This window comes from Neorickettsia sennetsu str. Miyayama (assembly GCF_000013165.1).
GTDB classification, from domain to species: domain Bacteria; phylum Pseudomonadota; class Alphaproteobacteria; order Rickettsiales; family Anaplasmataceae; genus Neorickettsia; species Neorickettsia sennetsu.
The window spans coordinates 199,026-215,523 of record NC_007798.1 but is presented as its reverse complement, the minus strand read 5'-3'; the positions used below and the strand labels follow the sequence as shown (position 1 = coordinate 215,523).

Sequence of the window (16,498 nt, the reverse complement as noted above, 5' to 3'; positions counted from 1 at the left end):
GAAGCTGGGCCTAAAGCTGCGTGGAGAATTTTCCTACCTCCACCTCAACCATACTGCCTAGTTCAACGATGTACAAAGCCTGAATTGTCAAAATAGATCTCTCTTCCGAACGAGTCAAGCACTCTAACCTCCCCCATACCTTCTGAAACAAAACCAATCACCGGATATTTTCTTGTCACGGGATGTTCTTTAGGAACAGTGAAAAGTAACTGGTAGTCATCACCTGCTGTTAAGAGTTTTTTGCGAATTTCTGGCTTTTCAAACAGTATGACATCTGCTGCATCAGAAACGGGAACCTTATCGAAAAAAATCGTGATAGAAACCGTAGAATTCTTGGCCAGGTGTTGAGCTTCACTCAATAAACCATCAGAAATATCAATACAGGAAGTCACGCTAGAGATTATATCCCTACTCACATCAAGGCATGGCTCCGGCAAATCGTACTTGCTGCGAAAGTATGAATTTTCTTGCAATTCGCCTTGATACGAAAGTAATCCCAGATGCGAGTCACCTATTGGCCCGCTAACACAGAGCTCATCCCCAATTTCCGCACCAGAACGAGTTAAAACACGCTCTGCTTTTTTCCCGATCATCGTAACACTTATGAGAAGCGGCCCAGAATGAATAACTGTGTCACCACCAAAAAGTTTAATTCCATAGCAGCGTTGATCATCAAGAAGACCATCGGCAAATCTATTCAACCATGTTGAGTTTTTATGTTTTTCACCTAAGACAAGTCCGAGAAAATAACCGACTGGTTCAGCACCCATCGCAGCAAGGTCAGACAAGTTAACTCTTAAGGCTTTCTTCGCAAGTTTATACGGTTCCGCGAAGGGGAAGAAATGGATATCCTCTACCAAGAGATCTTTCGTAATAACAAAATCGTCGAGCACAAATGCATCGTCCAGAAGAAAAAGAGGCTCTGCAATCCCAGAAATAATCTCAGCGAGAATTCGATGCTCGTCCATAAAGAAGGAAATAGCGAAAGTGGGACTCGAACCCACGACCTACGGATTATGATTCCGCCGCTCTAACCAGCTGAGCTACATCGCCATGTGAGACCGCAATTGTACGCTTTATGCAACATAAAAACAACAAGCACAAATCTTAGAACTAAGTCTGTCTGGATAATCCATCGTATCACGTCACGGCTACTCACATCCAAGGTTTCCATAAAAGCAAAGTTGTTACATCAGCAGTCTAGGTTGTTTGGGGAAATCTTACGTGCTAAAAGGTACTCAGCTGTGTAAGAAAATCTTTCAGGATAAGCAAACAAATGAACATTCATGAATACCAAGCAAAGGAGATACTGCGAGTCTGTGGTGTGCCCACGCCCGCCGGGTTTTTGGTTCAAGAGGATACAGAAACCTCAGAAATCGCAAAAAGTTTAGCTCGACTGGGTGGCAAGGTATTTGCAGTGAAAGCTCAAATACATGCAGGTGGAAGAGGTAAAGCTGGTGGTGTCGTGATTTGTCGTTCTGTTGAAGAGGCGATAGATAACACAAAAAAAATGCTTGGTATGAACCTGGTAACTCATCAAACTTCTCCAGCGGGACAGAAAGTACGGAAGGTCTATATTGAGGCTGGACAGTCGATCCTGAAAGAATACTACCTAAGCATGGTGGTTGATAGAGAAAACGCGAAAGTGGCCATAATTGCCTCAGAAGAAGGGGGAATGGACATAGAAGAAATTGCGAGATCGACCCCAGAAAAAATCAAGAAAGTCTTTGTAGATCTAAGTATTGGTATATCAGACTTTCACGCAAGGAAAATAGGATTTGAGCTAGGACTCAGTCTTGCTCAAATTAAGCAGTTCACACCACTTGTGAAGAAATTGTATGCTCTATTCGTCACAAGGGATGCCTCTCAAGTCGAAATAAACCCCTTGATAGCAAATAGTAAAGGTGAGTTCATAGCGTTAGATGCAAAACTTAACTTCGACGATAATGCGCTTTATCGCCACCCAGATACGCTAGAACTAAGAGATTTATACGAAGAGGACCCAAAAGAAATTGAGGCGGCAAAATACAATCTCAACTACATCAAAATGGAAGGCGGCATAGGTTGTATGGTAAACGGAGCTGGGCTCGCGATGGCAACAATGGACATCATAAAATATTATGGTGCTAGTCCAGCGAATTTCCTAGATGTTGGTGGTGGGGCCAACCTAGAGCAAGTCACGAACGCATTTAAAATAATTTCATCTGACAAACATGTCGCCGGCATATTAGTGAACATTTTCGGTGGTATCATGCGTTGTGATATCATCGCGGAGGGTATAGTTGCAGCAGCCAAAGATATAGGTCTTACTATGCCTTTAGTCGTCCGCCTATCCGGCACTAACTACTCTGCTGGAATAAAGATTATTGAGGGCTCCGGACTGAATATTGTGACCGCCTCCGAACTTGATGATGCGGCACAAAAAATCGTAAAACTGACAAGGAAGGAAATTTAATGGCGATTTTAGTTAACAAAGAAACACGGGTTATCTGCCAAGGATTTACAGGCCATCAGGGTACTTTTCATTCTGAACAGGCTATTGAATACGGCACAAAAATGGTTGGTGGTGTAACGCCCGGTAAGGGAGGTCAAATGCACCTTGGGCTACCGGTCTTTAACACTGTATACCATGCAAGAAAAGAGACTGGAGCAAATGCAACCGTAATATATGTTCCGGCACCGTTTGCGATGGACGCAATTCTTGAAGCAATTGATGCAGAGATAGAACTGATCGTGTGTATAACAGAGGGAATTCCTGTTCAAGACATGATGCGCGTTAAGAGCGCATTAAGTAACTCTAAAAGTCTGTTGATAGGCCCAAACTGCCCGGGCATCATAACGCCTGGTGAATGCAAGATAGGTATAATGCCGGGATATATCCACAAGCGTGGAAAAATAGGCATTGTCTCTCGCTCTGGAACACTCACCTATGAAGCGGTTGCACAGACAACACAAATGGGTCTCGGACAATCCACGTGCATTGGTGTGGGTGGTGATCCAGTAAAAGGGCTCGATTTCGTGGATTGTGTGAAAATGTTCTTGGACGATCCAGAAACTGAAGCAATTATCATGATTGGTGAAATTGGTGGTTCAGCTGAGGAAAAGGCTTGTGCATTGCTGAAATCATCGCAAAGTAAAAAACCAACAGTTGGTTTTATTGCCGGTGCTACTGCTCCTCCTGGAAGGAGGATGGGCCATGCTGGGGCAATTATTTCGAGTAGCGATGAGTCTGCAGAAAGTAAGATAAAAGTAATGAAAGACGCAGGAATTGTAATTGCGGAAACCCCAGCTCTGATAGGAAAAACGGTTGCAGATCTCATAGCATAAGTATTTTTGACGGTGTCAAAAGATACGGGATACTGGTTTTCTAGAGTTTTATCTCGTTAGGATAAATTGGTTTTGTTCTAGGCCGGGTGTTTTCTATCTGCTTTAGCATACCTCCAATTTGTTAATATGTTGAGTTTTTTCGCATAATTAAGTAAAATTATTAATTTTTTGTATTGGCTGCAATATCTGCCAAGTTGGTATGCTAGAAATTCGAATTACAGACCCACGTTGGACAAAAAAGTTAAAGAATCTTGATGCCTTACTACAAAAAGCCCTTGAATGTTGTCTAGAAGGAAAAAAAGCTGAGTTCTCTGTCGTATTAACAGATGATGAGTTTATAAGAACCTTGAACAAAAGCTATAGAGGAAGAGATACTCCAACGAACGTTTTGTCATTCAATTACACGAACGAACAAATCGGAATTGGAATCATAGGAGAGGTGATACTTTCCTTTGACAGGCTAGTTATCGAAGCCCTAGAAAATGAAATTAAATTTGAAGACCACTTGTTGCATATGTTCATTCACGGGGTGTTACATGTACTAGGTTATGATCATTCCTCTGATAGGGAGACATTGGCCATGGAAAAAAAAGAAGAAGAAATTCTGAAGAAATTAGCTCTACTAGGGTAATTGCAAAATGAATTTTGATGTAGTACTGAATTGAGAATACCCGGGGGATTTATATATTCGCGTCGTGACTAAATTTTCGCTTCATAAGGAAGGCTTGCTCACTATCGGCTTCACGCTGGCTTGCACAGCGGTAGCCTTTTTTTTCGTTCCTGCACTAGGTTTGTGTGGAATCTGTGTTGCTGCGCTGGTCACCTACTTCTTCAGGGATCCTCAGCGCGCAATAGCTATATCCAAGGATTTTGTCCTTAGTCCAGCAGATGGGTTAATCTGCAAGATCGAAAACGCCTTACCACCACAAAGTAGTGAGCTGGTCGAGGAAATGCAGAAAATTAGTGTTTACTTAAGCCCCTTGAATGTGCATGTCAATCGTATACCGGTTGATGGCATAGTGAGAAAACTGCATTATGTACCGGGAAAGAATTTGCGTGCTGACTATGATAGCTCGGAGGATGAAAACGAGAGGCAGGAAAGCACAATAGAGATGGCAGACGGTAGGAACGTGGTGGTTGTCCAACAGACAGGTTTTCTTGCGCGGCGTGTGGTTTGCGATTTGAGAAAAGATCAACAAGTTTCTGCCGGAAAGCGGTTTGGTATTATCAAGTTTGGCAGCAGGGTCACTGTATATATCCCCAAAGATATGCCTCTACTTGTTTCTGAAGGACAAACTGTCGTCGCTGGCGAAACGATTCTGGCATTGCTTAGTGAGACGGCATCTCTTGTAACTGAGCGTTTTCTCGATTAACAGATTGTGAAGAGTCGTTCTGTTCCAATAACAAGGTTTTTCCCTAATTTTATTACATTTTGTGGTTTGTGTCTTGGGCTCACTTCGATAAGGTTTTCACTCATAGGCCGCTGGGAGCTCGCTATCGGAGCGATTGTAATTGCAGCTATTATGGATGGGATAGACGGCCGTTTAGCTAGGATGTTTGAGTCAAGTTCGAATTTTGGCGCAGAACTTGATTCTTTAGCTGATATGGTGAGTTTTGGTGTAGCACCCGCATTCATGTTGTACCTGTGGGAGTTGCACAACATCAGAGTCTTCGGTTGGGGAATTACGATGGTGTTCGTTGTCTGTATGGCTGTCCGTCTTGCACGATTTAACGTCACTGCTACGCTGCCCGGAACAGATGGGGAACTTAAAAAATTCTTTTACGGCGTTCCTGCTCCAGCTGGAGGAATCTTAGCTGTACTACCAGTAATACTTATATTCGCTTCCAATAATTGCAGTTTTGTTGTGCTATTTGCAACAGAGCATTATTTTTTGCTCGGTTATCTTTCAGTGATCTCAATGCTCACTGTAAGTAGTATACCAACCTTCTCACTGAAAAATGTTGCCGTTCCACATTATTTAGAGTCCGCATTGATATTTCTCTTTGTCACCATTGCGGTCGCTTTGATACTTAAACCATGGCTCACAATATCTGTTTTAGCTCTGTGTTACATCTGCTCAATGCCACTTTCTTGTTTCACATACTCGAAAAGGTAGTGTGAAACCGATGACAGCAAAGCTGGTAGTGAAGCACACAGTTTCGTTGACGGGTGTGAAGGCTCTGTAGCTCATGATGAAAAAAACACGTCCTTCACGTTCTTGGGTAGTTGAAATCCTGGAAAGGTTTCAGAGACAAATGCCGGAGCCTAAAATCGAGTTAGAATATGTAAATAAATTCACGCTTATCATAGCAGTGCTACTATCCGCACAGTCCACAGATGTTAGTGTGAACAAAGCGACAAAGGCTCTATTTCGTGTTGCATACGAGCCAGAGCATTACGCAAAAATGGACCTTGCAAAACTGAAAGAGTCTATAAAAACGATTGGTTTGCACAATAACAAGGCAAAAAATATCATCGCCTTAGCAAAGAAACTGATTTCGGATAAGCAGACTGACATACCAAATAATTTTCAATATCTACAGTCCCTTCCAGGAATAGGAAGAAAGTCAGCGAACGTAATATTGTGTACACTCTTTGGAGAAAAAAGAATCGCTGTAGATACACATGTCTTCAGAGTAAGCAATAGAATAGGACTTGTGCATGCAAGAAATGTCTTAGAAGTAGAGAAACAATTACTTGAAAACATTCCAAAAACCTTCCTACCACAAGCACATCTGTGGCTTGTCTTGCACGGGAGATACATATGTAAAGCAAGGAAACCAGAGTGCAAAAACTGTATCATCAATGATTTATGCAACTTTAAGCTGGGTATAAAATAAGCGCCAAATAAGGTAAATTTATTGTATGGAATCCTGCTTCAGATAGGGTGAACTCATCGCAGAAGATGGAGTAAATTTAGGGGAGGAAGAAGATGTCTGTGCTATACGAGCAAATTTGCCTGGAAATATCAAAGGGGAGAATCAAGAACATTACTTCGGATCCTCAAAAAGTTGGGAAAGATTTCCTATTTTATGCACCATCAGAAAAGGAACACGCACACATCCGGGAGGCAATCAATCGTGGTGCAAGGAGCATACTAACAAATCAAAAATATGAAGAAGAATGCCTCGCACAAGGAGTTAATTTCTTTGTACACACTCAACCACAGCAGATATATCATGAGGTATGCTCTTGCATGTGGAAGAAACAACCAGCATACATGTGTGCAGTAACTGGCACAAGTGGAAAGAGAAGTGTTGGGCATTTTTTCTCTCAAGTATGCACACTGGCCGGAAAAAAAGCCGTTTCTTTAAGTGCCTCAAATGAACCAACAGATGCTCTTGGGTTATGGCAAGAGAAAGATCATATGATATTAGACGCAGCAGACATGTATAGCATTCTTGACGATCTAGCAGGTAGAAGAATCGAATATTGTTGCTTAGCAATTTCAGGTGCAGCGATTGAAAGCAGGATGATAGATAGTGTCAACTTAAAGGCGGCTGCTTTCAGCAATCTGCTACGCGACGATTTAGAACAACCCGAAGATATAGACAAACGCTTCCAGATGAAGGTACGACTCCTCTCAGAGGTATTACCTGAGGACGGCATTATGGTACTGCCAGTAGCTAGTGAGTATACAACAAGGATAATACAACACTGTCCAAATAAAAAAGTTTGTACATACGGAAGAGCCACAAGCGACATACAGTTGATCTCTCAATTGCCAACACAAAAAGGACAAATACTAACAATGAAAGTCCTTGGGAAAGAAATGGTTATTCATACAAATATACTCGGAAAGTTCCACGGGAATAATCTGGTAACCGCAATGGGATTAGCTATCTCATGCGGAATAGATCCATCCAGCATTGAACATGAACAAATCAGCCCACTAGCCGGGTATATGGAGTTTCTAGAAGAGTACGGAGAGGAGCGCAAAATTATGACAGATTGTGCCCAGACCCCGAGTGAACTGCATGATCTTCTACTTTCTATCAAGTGGCATTTTCCATATAATGATGTCACCCTTGTGCTCAGATGCAGCGAGAATTATGAGGGAAAGAATACCCTAAAGATGGCCAAAATCGCAGCAAAAATGGTGAATAGGATAATCTTCACTAGCGATAGCAATGGTAGCACTTTAACGGAGAAAAGTCGGCGCGAACTTATGTCTTGCTGCCCAAAAGCAATTGAAATTGAGGATAGAAAAAAAGCGATGGAATACGCGATAAATAACTGCAAACCATCTGAGATTATCGTGATGCAAGGAGTGAAATCATCAATAGACAAGCGTGGTGTTGTAAACGATGCAGCTGCAATGCTAAAAGCCGTAGTTGCTCCTCAATAAGTTTCTGTTTCCCCAAAGCTTACTTTTGCCTGGACATACCATCATGCATATACCGGGGACTATGATTGCTACATTTAGGTGAACGGGCTTCGTTCATTCTCATTTGTCTTGCATGCTGAGTGTGATACAGTCGCATTTTCCTTAGTTGCTTTGCCATGTTATATATATCAGCAAGAATCGGTTCTTTTCGTCTCTCCACAGCTGCTTTGTATCGACAAAATCCCCCAACAACTGAGATACATAGCACTTAGTGCTGGACTTTTTGATAATTAAGCTGTATCTTCAGGAAGTGTTGCAGTTTCTCTGTTTACGAAAACGTATTATCCATGTAACATTCGGAGAGAAGGGTTCGCTATTTATCACGCTCGTAGAGGCATGACCTGGATGGAAACGTTTTTATGTTATTTTTTACTAGAAGCTTATGTATAAACTTAGCAAGATATTACTTTTGACGACGGCACTAGCCAGCGTCGCAGGCGCGTCCGAGGTGCCTTTGACAGAGGATCAAGTTCCGGCTGTTGAGAAGACGACATCGAATAAACCATGTGTCTGCAATAAAGCAGGCCCTAATCAGGTCAAGGCCCGATTGAGTAAATTTGCGGACCATTGTGCAACTGGTATGGGCTCGCGTGGATGCAGTTGTGATGGTTCGTCTGACCTAAATGGGACCAGTAACTGCGATGCAGTGAATTTCGTGTTCAAAGTAAAGGGTAGTAACGATTTCTCGTTCGGTTACGCGAGCAATCAGGACTTCTTCAAGTTAGCGAAAGGTCTTCCAAAAATCGATGTCCTTGTAGATGCAAGCGGTAAAGATATTGAAAGCTCATACAATGGAGATAGTAGCACTAGTGGTACTGTGAACGGCGTTAAGGCCCTTTCTGATGGTGGCGTTCTAGGTGATTACACACGTAGCACTGATTTGTTCAACGAGCACAAGTTATCAATAGAAGCTAGACGTACACTAGGCAGCTTCGCTTATGGTGGTTTGCTAGAAGCAGAATTTAGTAGGAAAGATGCGGTTAGTGCCGATAATGCATACGTTTTCTTTGAAACCGGTTACGGAAGATTTGAAATGGGCCGCATCACTGACAGTGCTGTGGAACCGCTCAGGATTGATGCATCTTCCATCGCTGCTGTTGGTGGTGGTTTTGGTGATCTAAATTGGACGACGCTAGCTAACCTTGAAGGACGCCCTATAGGTGCTACGCATAGCACAACAGGGAATGGTGATAGCCAGAAGAGCAGCAGCACGCGTCATAGGGATGCACAGCGCCCTTTCTTGGTGCATGCAAACTACTATACCGCATATAACAATCCACTAAGGGCTAACTTCATTACTACTGGGCTGGGCAATTTGCGGATGGCATTGGGTTATACGAACTCTACTGCGGATGGTACATACCATGATATTATTGATGTAGGTGCTGGCTATGCTGGGAAGAAAGGAAATCTGAAGTATGCTATTTCCTTCAGTGGTCAGGCTGGTCTCAGCACTCCAACTGGTGATGAACATCACCCTCTCAGACGTTTTGAAGTCGGTGCATCGGTTCAGCTTCACACTATAAAGCTTGCTGGATCATGGGGTAGTACGTATCTCTCTGGAGTTAAAAAATCGAAGGATATGCAACTTGATTTAACTAAGGCTTTTGCTGATAGCAGTCAACTCAAAAAAACAGACGGTGATAGTACTTACATGACTTTCGGTGCTACATATGAAGAAGGTCCTGTGATGTTTAGCCTTGGCTATATGGAGAGTTATAATACCTTCGTTAAAAGTGTCGGAGTGAATACGCTAAGAGTTGTTTCCCTTGGTACGCATTATCGCATCACTGGAAGCACGTACGAGCTTACGCCTTACATTAACACCAAGTGTTTCATGGCTCAGGAAGCTGGGATTAAGGCTGAGGACAACAACAAAGGTTTTGTTCTTGCTTCCGGTGTGAAGGTATCGTACTAATTTAAGTTTTCATCATATGGAGACGAGGCCCGCAAACAAATATTATCTTGCGGGTCCTGTCTTTCATGTTGTTTTCACCTTGCTTTTCCTTTGCTTTTCAGTAGGGTCTTCCCAGTTCGTGGTAATATAAATCCAATCCAACCTGTAATCAGTGCACTGGTAACTGCAGCCAACGCATAAAGTAATGGGTATGAGCGGCTTAGTTCAAAAATGTACCCGTCGAGACCCGTTTTCACTATCAGAAGCGGTGTTACTTCGATCCCTATAATCTTGTTCTCTGTTAGTGCAATGACTTCAACGATATACTCTCCCTTTGGTATATTGCTTGGAAGAAAGATATTTCCACGAAAGAGACGTCCATTGATTATCTCAATCTTGTTATCGAACTGATAAAGGGAGCCACGGATCTTACTTTCAGCGAACGCATTTATTTCCGTACTTGGGCTTAAAATATGCGAAAACGGTGTGAATTCTCCGTGAAATACCTTATCAACTTCTTCGTATTTCTGATTTGACGAGGAAAAAGAAAAGAACGATGGCATCATCTTTAACTCAACCTTAGTACCATTTGTCCACAAACCAAAAATTCGGATTTTTTTATGTACGGCAATATCTTTCTTTGGACCATGGATAACAACTATGATATTGTCTACCTTTTCCATAACTGCTCCAAAAACTAGTATTTTCTTCCCTGTAAATTTGGAATGTATTTCAACTCTGTTAGGCGAAAGGTCCGCTATAATAGAAAAGCTATTCCCTTTACAGGGCAGTAGACAAAATGCAGCAAAAGCAAAAAACCTTTTTATTCTCACTATCAAACAGCAGAAAAAGAATACGGACTCTCAGGTGTCACGAGCAATGTAAACAGCAATCTGAGTACACCGCCGAACATCACAAGGGCAAGCAATAATCTAATCACCACTGGGTGGAAAATTAAGTTCAATTTTGCTCCAAAAGTGACACCACAAATCGCACCAATACTCAATAAGAATCCCAAAAGCATATCCACTGTACCCAGTGTGATTGCATGAAAAAAAACAGTGGCAACAGAAACCAAGACAGATTGAGCAACTGAGGTTCCTATTGCAATGCGCACAGGAAGATTGAAAACATACATGAGCACAGGAACAAGAATAAACCCACCGCCAACCCCCGATATAGATAGAATCACACCTACAACTGTCCCAAAAAGAGCAAGAGCAACTAGACTTATATCACCCTTTGCACTATGGAAGTGATACCGAAGAGGAAGTCTATTAATCAATTTTATGAGTTTATTTTTGTAAGGCTTTTCCATATGTTCATGAGGCTCTACTTCATTACGAAACAAACATAACAATTTGCGAATGCTGTCAAATGCCATGACACACCCTGTAATACTGAGCATGACAACATATACGAGAAAAATTGTAATATCGACGTTTCCTTTATTACGTAGATACATCAATAAAAATGATCCCAATGTTATCCCAAACAGACCACCAAGAGAAAGAGAAAGAGCTATGGGTAAGTCTGTGTTTCCCTGTTTAAACTGGTTGAGGAAGCTAGCAAACCCAGATGCAATTGTTTGATTTACAGCGCTAGAAACTGCTACCGCTGGTGCAACACCCATAAAAATCAAGGTAGGGATAATAATAATATTTCCGCCAATACCAAAAAGTCCGGCCATAATTCCTGAAATCAAACCCAAAGCGATTACTGCATATATGGGTATTGCGACTTCAGCTATTGGGAAATAAATCTGTGCCATAATCAAAAAATTTTATGCAAAAAATTGACAAATGCGACCATCCAACGCAAAACTCCGATCTCTCTAAGAAAGAAGACGCTCAATACTATCTACCCACTTACAACATGGAAAACATATGAACCATCTCAAAGAGAACCTTTACAATAAAAACTTTAGCATCATTAGCGTAGAGGCCATACACACTCTAATTAGTTTAGTATGGCCTTTCAGCAGCATACCTAAGAAAAGTCTTCATTGTGAGTAAACTCGCACCGTTTTCAAATATCGAGAGTTTTTTTTCTGCCTTACTAAGGTACTTGCGTGCAACTTCCATCGCTTTTGCTAGAGCATCCACCTCATACATAAAAAACCGTGCTTCTTGTATATCTTTTTCCTCTGTAAAAAATACCTCGCGCCAAAATTTCTTCGCAGCCTTAGATTTTGCATCTCTGTACGCAATGACACATGGTAGGGTGAATTTACACTCTCGAAAATCGTTGCCAACACTTTTGCCAACTTCCTGAGGCTCCCCATAGTCCAGAACATCATCAGTAATTTGGAATGCCATGCCTATCAGAAATCCTATTTCTCTAAGGATGACAACATACTCCTGTTTACCAGTTAGTATTGCTGCAATTTCTGCGGCAGCAGAAAACAACACAGCTGTCTTTCTTGCAATAACCTCTAAATACTCAGATTCACTAACTATCTCACCAATACTCTGAAGCTGCAGCATTTCACCCTCAGAGAGCTGCTTTGCCGTTTTCGAAAGCAACAACACCACACTCAGATTCTTACACTCTAAAATAATCTCAAACGCTACACTGAGAAGGAAATCACCTGTAAGAACGCTTATTTTATTTCCATGAATGCTTTTTATATTAGGCTTACCACGGCGAATACTGTTTTCATCGACAACGTCGTCATGCATGAGTGTCGCATTGTGAATTAGTTCAATTGTTGCTGCAGCACGAATTTCTGCATTGGTATCGGCGTTTTTACAAAGAGCAAAAGAAAGCAGGGATAATAAAGCCCGTATCCTTTTGCCACTAGAAAGCATTTTCTTTGCATACTCTATGCTCTTTAACTTGGTAAAAGTGGTCATAGAGTCATGCAACACTTCTTCCACAGAGCGCAGTTTTTCGGAAAAAGATGCATTCAAAAAATCGTAAGCGGTCACATTCGTAGAAATTATGATACGCTGCCCAAAAAAGAGAGAGTAAAAGAAAATAGGAACTATCGATCCTGAGCAACAAGCAAAGAATAAACCACATACGTAGCAATAGCAAAACTCAGTTAGTAAAAATTAAGAAACCACCACTTTGAGAATATGTATTGGCAGACTACTGGAGCCACAGAGCTAAAAGGAGAATACTGAACTACTGCCTCTTAATCGACTCCGTTTGTATTCGTTATTGTTGTCAAATATAATTGGACCGCAGGTGCTGTAGAGGTTCTAGATGTTAAATTTTCGCTCCAGTCTATTAATATGCTTCTTTTTGTCGCTGCTCTTGAACCATGCAATCAGTGAAGAACGCTATTTCATGAGAGTGGGTACCGGCTCTATCTCTGGAGTATACTACGCTACCGGCAACGCAATATGTAGATTCATCAGAAAGCACTCGCTGCATGATAACACATTCAACGTATCGTGCTCAGTCCAATCTACGCCTGGTACTATGTACAATTTGAACGCACTCAGAAACAGTGACTTAGAACTTGCAGCAGCACAAGAGGATTGGGCCTATGACGCATATAATGGCACAGGGCTCTTTAGTTCAATGCAGCCTATGTCCTCACTTCGTTCACTTTTTTCCACACATAAAGAGGCCTTTACTGTTCTCGTACGAAAGGACTCAGGAATAAGAGATTTTGATGGAATCAAACACAGGATAGTTAACATTGGTGCACCCGGCACTGGAGTCAGAGGAACCATGGAAAAAATCATGAGAGTTAAGGGATGGACAAGTACTGATTTTAAACTTACCACGGAGTTGAACTCATCTGAGCAGGTGCGTGCCCTTTGCGATGGCAAAATTGACGTAATGACGACGGTTATAGGTCATCCGAGTGGGCTTTTTCAGGAGGCTTCTGCGACCTGTAGTGTGCAACTCATACCATTAGATGATGAAACAAGAAAGAAGTTACTTCTAGATCATCCGTATTATTATTCTTATGACATTCCCGTTGACCTTTACTCGGGATTAGCTGAGGAAGTAACAAAAACCATTGCAGTGAAATCAGGATTTTATGTCCTTGAGGATTTTTCTGATGATAAAGCATATAAATTAGTAAGCAGCGTTTTCTCGAATTTTTCCGCTTTACAAGGAACACATCCGGCTTTTTCGCACATAACAAAAGTTGATCTCATTCCAGAAGCTGGAAATATACCAATTCATCCAGGCGCGAAACAGTTTTACAAGCAAATTGGTCTCCTGCGAGAGTCTGTAGGGAAGGCTTACCCTAAATGAATAATCATTTAATTTTAGGTGTAGAGACAAGTTGCGATGAAACCTCAGTCGCCATTGTTTCTGAAGAAGGGGAGGTTTGCTTTCACGAAATTTTCACCCAAGACCATAGCAAATATAATGGTGTCTACCCGGAATTTGCATCCAGGGAGCATTTGAAAATTTTACCCCAGATACTACGAAGGGCAGTTCAAGCGCACGATCTTGAAAAATTAACAGCCATTGCTTGTACAGTTGGCCCAGGGTTGGTTGGATCGCTGATAGTTGGAGTGATGATGGCTCGCGGTCTTGCATTTTCACTTAAAAAACCTGTTTTCGGAGTAAACCACCTCGAAGGCCACCTACTTGCTGTGAGACTTGTAGAGAAAATTAATTTCCCATTTGTTTGTCTCGTGATTTCAGGAGGACATTCTCAACTTATCGATGCAAGAGGAATAGGTGACTATGTTCTTCTTGGAGAAACACTGGATGATGCATTTGGTGAAGCATTTGATAAACTAGCAACTATGCTTGGATTTACATATCCAGGAGGAAAAACCGTAGAAAAGCTCGCAATCAAGGGTGACTCAGAACGTTTTCGTTTGCCGGCAGCAATGATAAATCAATCTGGTTGTAATTTTTCCCTATCAGGGATAAAAACAGCTCTAAAAAAAATAATTACTTCATTGCCCCAAATAACAGAAAAAGATAAGGCAGATATTTGCGCATCATTCCAGGCATGCGTGGCAAGGATTATGGTCAACAAGTTGGAACAAGCCGTGAAAATTTGTGGTCATTCTAGGATCGTGTTAGCTGGGGGAGTTGGCTCCAATCGTTACATAAGAGAAACACTAGAAGAGTTTGCAAAGAATCACAACTTGTCGCTGCACTTTCCAGAAGGTATTCTATGTACAGATAACGCAGCAATGATAGCTTGGGCAGCTATAGAAAGACTTAAAGCAGGCTGCACAGAACTATCTCTGGAACCACAACCAAGATTATGTTGGTAGAGTTTCTATTACTTCCATGAGAGTATAGCTAAGAGTGATCATTCAATTTCATTCTTGATAATTATCTGTGACCAAACATACGTGCATATTGAGTACTTTTATGGATGAATTAGAATTTTATATTTGTTACGGTGGTGAGAATGGGTTCTGAAAAAGTAGCGATAGTAATGGGCAGTACGTCTGATTATCCTACTATGCAGCATGCGGAGAAAATACTAGAACAGCTGGTAGTACACTTTGAGACTTATGTGATATCAGCGCACAGAACTCCAGCAAGGTTATATGAGTTTTCAAAAAACGCAGCAGACAAAGGAATTAGGACAATAATAGCAGGTGCTGGAGGAGCAGCTCATTTACCAGGAATGATTGCAGCCATAAGCGATATTCCGGTCCTAGGAGTACCAGTAGAAAGTAAGACGCTCAACGGTTTGGATAGCTTACTTTCAATATGCCAGATGCCTGCAGGCACGCCAGTCGGCACTCTTTCTATAGGAAAGGCCGGCGCAGAAAACGCAGCACTCCTCGCCTGTAGGATACTCGCCCTACAAGATAAGGACCTACAAGACAGACTGCGAATCTGGATCAGAAAACAAACAGAGACTGTACCTGAAAGACCCTAAGAGCACTCAACCAAGATGGACGCGACATCTACCTGTGGCACGAGAAAAGGAGAAAATCTACTCCTAGTCGACAGCATTAGTGCTACGATCCTCTCGCTTAGGTGGTACTCTTCTGGAGCTCATGCCCAGCCTCAGTCCTCACAGCAGCGTCATCACCATCGGAAATAGCTTTAGATTTTTTTACGCTGCTTCTTATCGGAGGAACATTCTCATTTAACGTGTATCCCCTTCCCCAAACCGTCTCTATGTAACTCACACCGTCGTTATAGGCAGCCAGCTTGCTGCGTAGTTTACAAGCAAAAACATCGATAATCTTTTGCTCTGTCGGCTCATTATTAGAATAAAGATGGCTTATAAACTTGTCCTTAGATATGATAGCCCCTCTACCATGAAGACACATCAACTCTAGCATTGAGTATTCCTTGTTTGTCAGTTGCACAACCTTACCACGCATCTTACAGACCTGCATATGAAAGTCCACCAACATGTTACCAAGTTTAAATTTCGAAAAGTGGTGACTGAAGCACCTTCTGAGAACAGCCCTTATGCGAGCAAGAAACTCACCCTTATGTAGCTCACTCTTTGCGATGAAATCATCTGCACCAAAATCGAAAGCCTTAATCCTGTTCTCATAAGACGAGAGAGCAGAAAAAAAGATCACAGGAGTTTTTATGTTCTTGCAACGCAAGTTTAAGATCATATCTAAGCCATCCCCGTCTGGGAGAACCCTATCCAGAATAATAAGATCATACTGATAATCGCCCTTGCTGGAATTAATCAGTGCTGAAGCATCACGGCAACAAGAAGCTGTGTCACAAACATACCCAACAGAGGTAATGATACTCTTTACGTAATCTGTTACCTTCTGTTCGTCATCGACTACTAATATACGCATCTCAACTCCACCCTACAGCAAAAAAATCAAATCAAATGGGGCACAAGAAAAATACCCCTGGGATCGGGAACTACTCACACCATAAAACACAAAAGACCACTAAGTGCGCTTACTTATACATCATAGTTCGTAAATTTTTGATTAACTATATGTTAACCAAGATC

General features: G+C 41.8%; 16 protein-coding genes and 1 tRNA gene. 11 read left to right on the top strand and 6 right to left on the bottom strand.

What is annotated here, in order from left to right:
- Window positions 1-62: 62 nt before the first annotated feature.
- On the bottom strand, window positions 63-968 hold the full coding sequence (thiL, locus tag NSE_RS01010) for a thiamine-phosphate kinase (protein ID WP_041917484.1): 906 nt from the start codon (window positions 966-968) through the stop codon (window positions 63-65).
- 11 nt (window positions 969-979) lie between these two features.
- Window positions 980-1,053, bottom strand: a tRNA-Met gene (locus tag NSE_RS01005).
- A gap of 223 nt (window positions 1,054-1,276) precedes the next feature.
- On the opposite strand from NSE_RS01005, the gene sucC reads away from it, so the two are divergent.
- The 8 genes from sucC to NSE_RS00965 all read left to right on the top strand — a co-directional run bounded on the left by sucC (window position 1,277) and on the right by NSE_RS00965 (window position 9,633).
- On the top strand, window positions 1,277-2,455 hold the full coding sequence (gene sucC, locus NSE_RS01000) for an ADP-forming succinate--CoA ligase subunit beta (RefSeq protein ID WP_011451651.1): 1,179 nt from the start codon (window positions 1,277-1,279) through the stop codon (window positions 2,453-2,455).
- Window positions 2,455-3,327 carry a succinate--CoA ligase subunit alpha gene (gene sucD, locus NSE_RS00995; RefSeq protein ID WP_011451650.1) on the top strand — a complete coding sequence of 291 codons (873 nt, stop codon included), beginning with the start codon at window positions 2,455-2,457 and terminating at the stop codon, window positions 3,325-3,327. Before sucC ends, sucD begins: the two co-directional genes overlap by 1 nt.
- Window positions 3,328-3,526: 199 nt before the next feature.
- Window positions 3,527-3,958 carry an rRNA maturation RNase YbeY gene (gene ybeY / locus NSE_RS00990; protein WP_011451649.1) on the top strand — a complete coding sequence of 144 codons (432 nt, stop codon included), beginning with the start codon at window positions 3,527-3,529 and terminating at the stop codon, window positions 3,956-3,958.
- 64 nt (window positions 3,959-4,022) lie between these two features.
- Window positions 4,023-4,700, top strand: coding sequence for a phosphatidylserine decarboxylase (locus tag NSE_RS00985; RefSeq protein ID WP_011451648.1), 678 nt, complete (start codon window positions 4,023-4,025; stop codon window positions 4,698-4,700).
- A gap of 6 nt (window positions 4,701-4,706) precedes the next feature.
- Window positions 4,707-5,444 (top strand): CDP-alcohol phosphatidyltransferase family protein, encoded by a 738-nt coding sequence (locus tag NSE_RS00980; protein WP_011451647.1) that lies wholly within the window; start codon window positions 4,707-4,709, stop codon window positions 5,442-5,444.
- Between the two features lie 73 nt (window positions 5,445-5,517).
- Window positions 5,518-6,168 carry an endonuclease III gene (gene nth, locus NSE_RS00975; protein WP_011451646.1) on the top strand — a complete coding sequence of 217 codons (651 nt, stop codon included), beginning with the start codon at window positions 5,518-5,520 and terminating at the stop codon, window positions 6,166-6,168.
- 92 nt (window positions 6,169-6,260) lie between these two features.
- The gene (locus NSE_RS00970) at window positions 6,261-7,676 is read left to right on the top strand and encodes a Mur ligase family protein (protein WP_041917483.1); all 1,416 of its coding nucleotides are present in this window, start codon (window positions 6,261-6,263) and stop codon (window positions 7,674-7,676) included.
- 421 nt (window positions 7,677-8,097) lie between these two features.
- The gene (locus NSE_RS00965; protein ID WP_011451642.1) at window positions 8,098-9,633 is read left to right on the top strand and encodes a porin; all 1,536 of its coding nucleotides are present in this window, start codon (window positions 8,098-8,100) and stop codon (window positions 9,631-9,633) included.
- A gap of 74 nt (window positions 9,634-9,707) precedes the next feature.
- On the opposite strand, the gene NSE_RS00960 is transcribed toward NSE_RS00965, so the two are convergent.
- From NSE_RS00960 to NSE_RS00950, 3 genes are all read right to left on the bottom strand, one after another.
- Window positions 9,708-10,445: a TIGR02186 family protein gene (locus NSE_RS00960; RefSeq protein ID WP_157858663.1), complete on the bottom strand. Its 738-nt coding sequence runs from the start codon at window positions 10,443-10,445 to the stop codon at window positions 9,708-9,710.
- 2 nt (window positions 10,446-10,447) lie between these two features.
- Window positions 10,448-11,383: a sulfite exporter TauE/SafE family protein gene (locus NSE_RS00955; protein ID WP_041917482.1), complete on the bottom strand. Its 936-nt coding sequence runs from the start codon at window positions 11,381-11,383 to the stop codon at window positions 10,448-10,450.
- Between the two features lie 193 nt (window positions 11,384-11,576).
- Window positions 11,577-12,542, bottom strand: a complete 966-nt coding sequence (locus tag NSE_RS00950; RefSeq protein WP_011451638.1) for a polyprenyl synthetase family protein — start codon at window positions 12,540-12,542, stop codon at window positions 11,577-11,579.
- Between the two features lie 280 nt (window positions 12,543-12,822).
- Between NSE_RS00950 and NSE_RS00945 the strand changes: the two genes are divergently transcribed.
- From NSE_RS00945 to purE, 3 genes are all read left to right on the top strand, one after another.
- Window positions 12,823-13,833 carry a TAXI family TRAP transporter solute-binding subunit gene (locus NSE_RS00945; RefSeq protein ID WP_011451637.1) on the top strand — a complete coding sequence of 337 codons (1,011 nt, stop codon included), beginning with the start codon at window positions 12,823-12,825 and terminating at the stop codon, window positions 13,831-13,833.
- On the top strand, window positions 13,830-14,819 hold the full coding sequence (tsaD, locus tag NSE_RS00940; RefSeq protein WP_011451636.1) for a tRNA (adenosine(37)-N6)-threonylcarbamoyltransferase complex transferase subunit TsaD: 990 nt from the start codon (window positions 13,830-13,832) through the stop codon (window positions 14,817-14,819). Before NSE_RS00945 ends, tsaD begins: the two co-directional genes overlap by 4 nt.
- A 140-nt stretch (window positions 14,820-14,959) precedes the next feature.
- Window positions 14,960-15,439, top strand: a complete 480-nt coding sequence (gene purE / locus NSE_RS00935) for a 5-(carboxyamino)imidazole ribonucleotide mutase (protein WP_011451635.1) — start codon at window positions 14,960-14,962, stop codon at window positions 15,437-15,439.
- 97 nt (window positions 15,440-15,536) lie between these two features.
- On the opposite strand, the gene NSE_RS00930 is transcribed toward purE, so the two are convergent.
- Window positions 15,537-16,334: a response regulator transcription factor gene (locus NSE_RS00930; protein ID WP_011451634.1), complete on the bottom strand. Its 798-nt coding sequence runs from the start codon at window positions 16,332-16,334 to the stop codon at window positions 15,537-15,539.
- Between the last annotated feature and the right edge of the window lie 164 nt (window positions 16,335-16,498).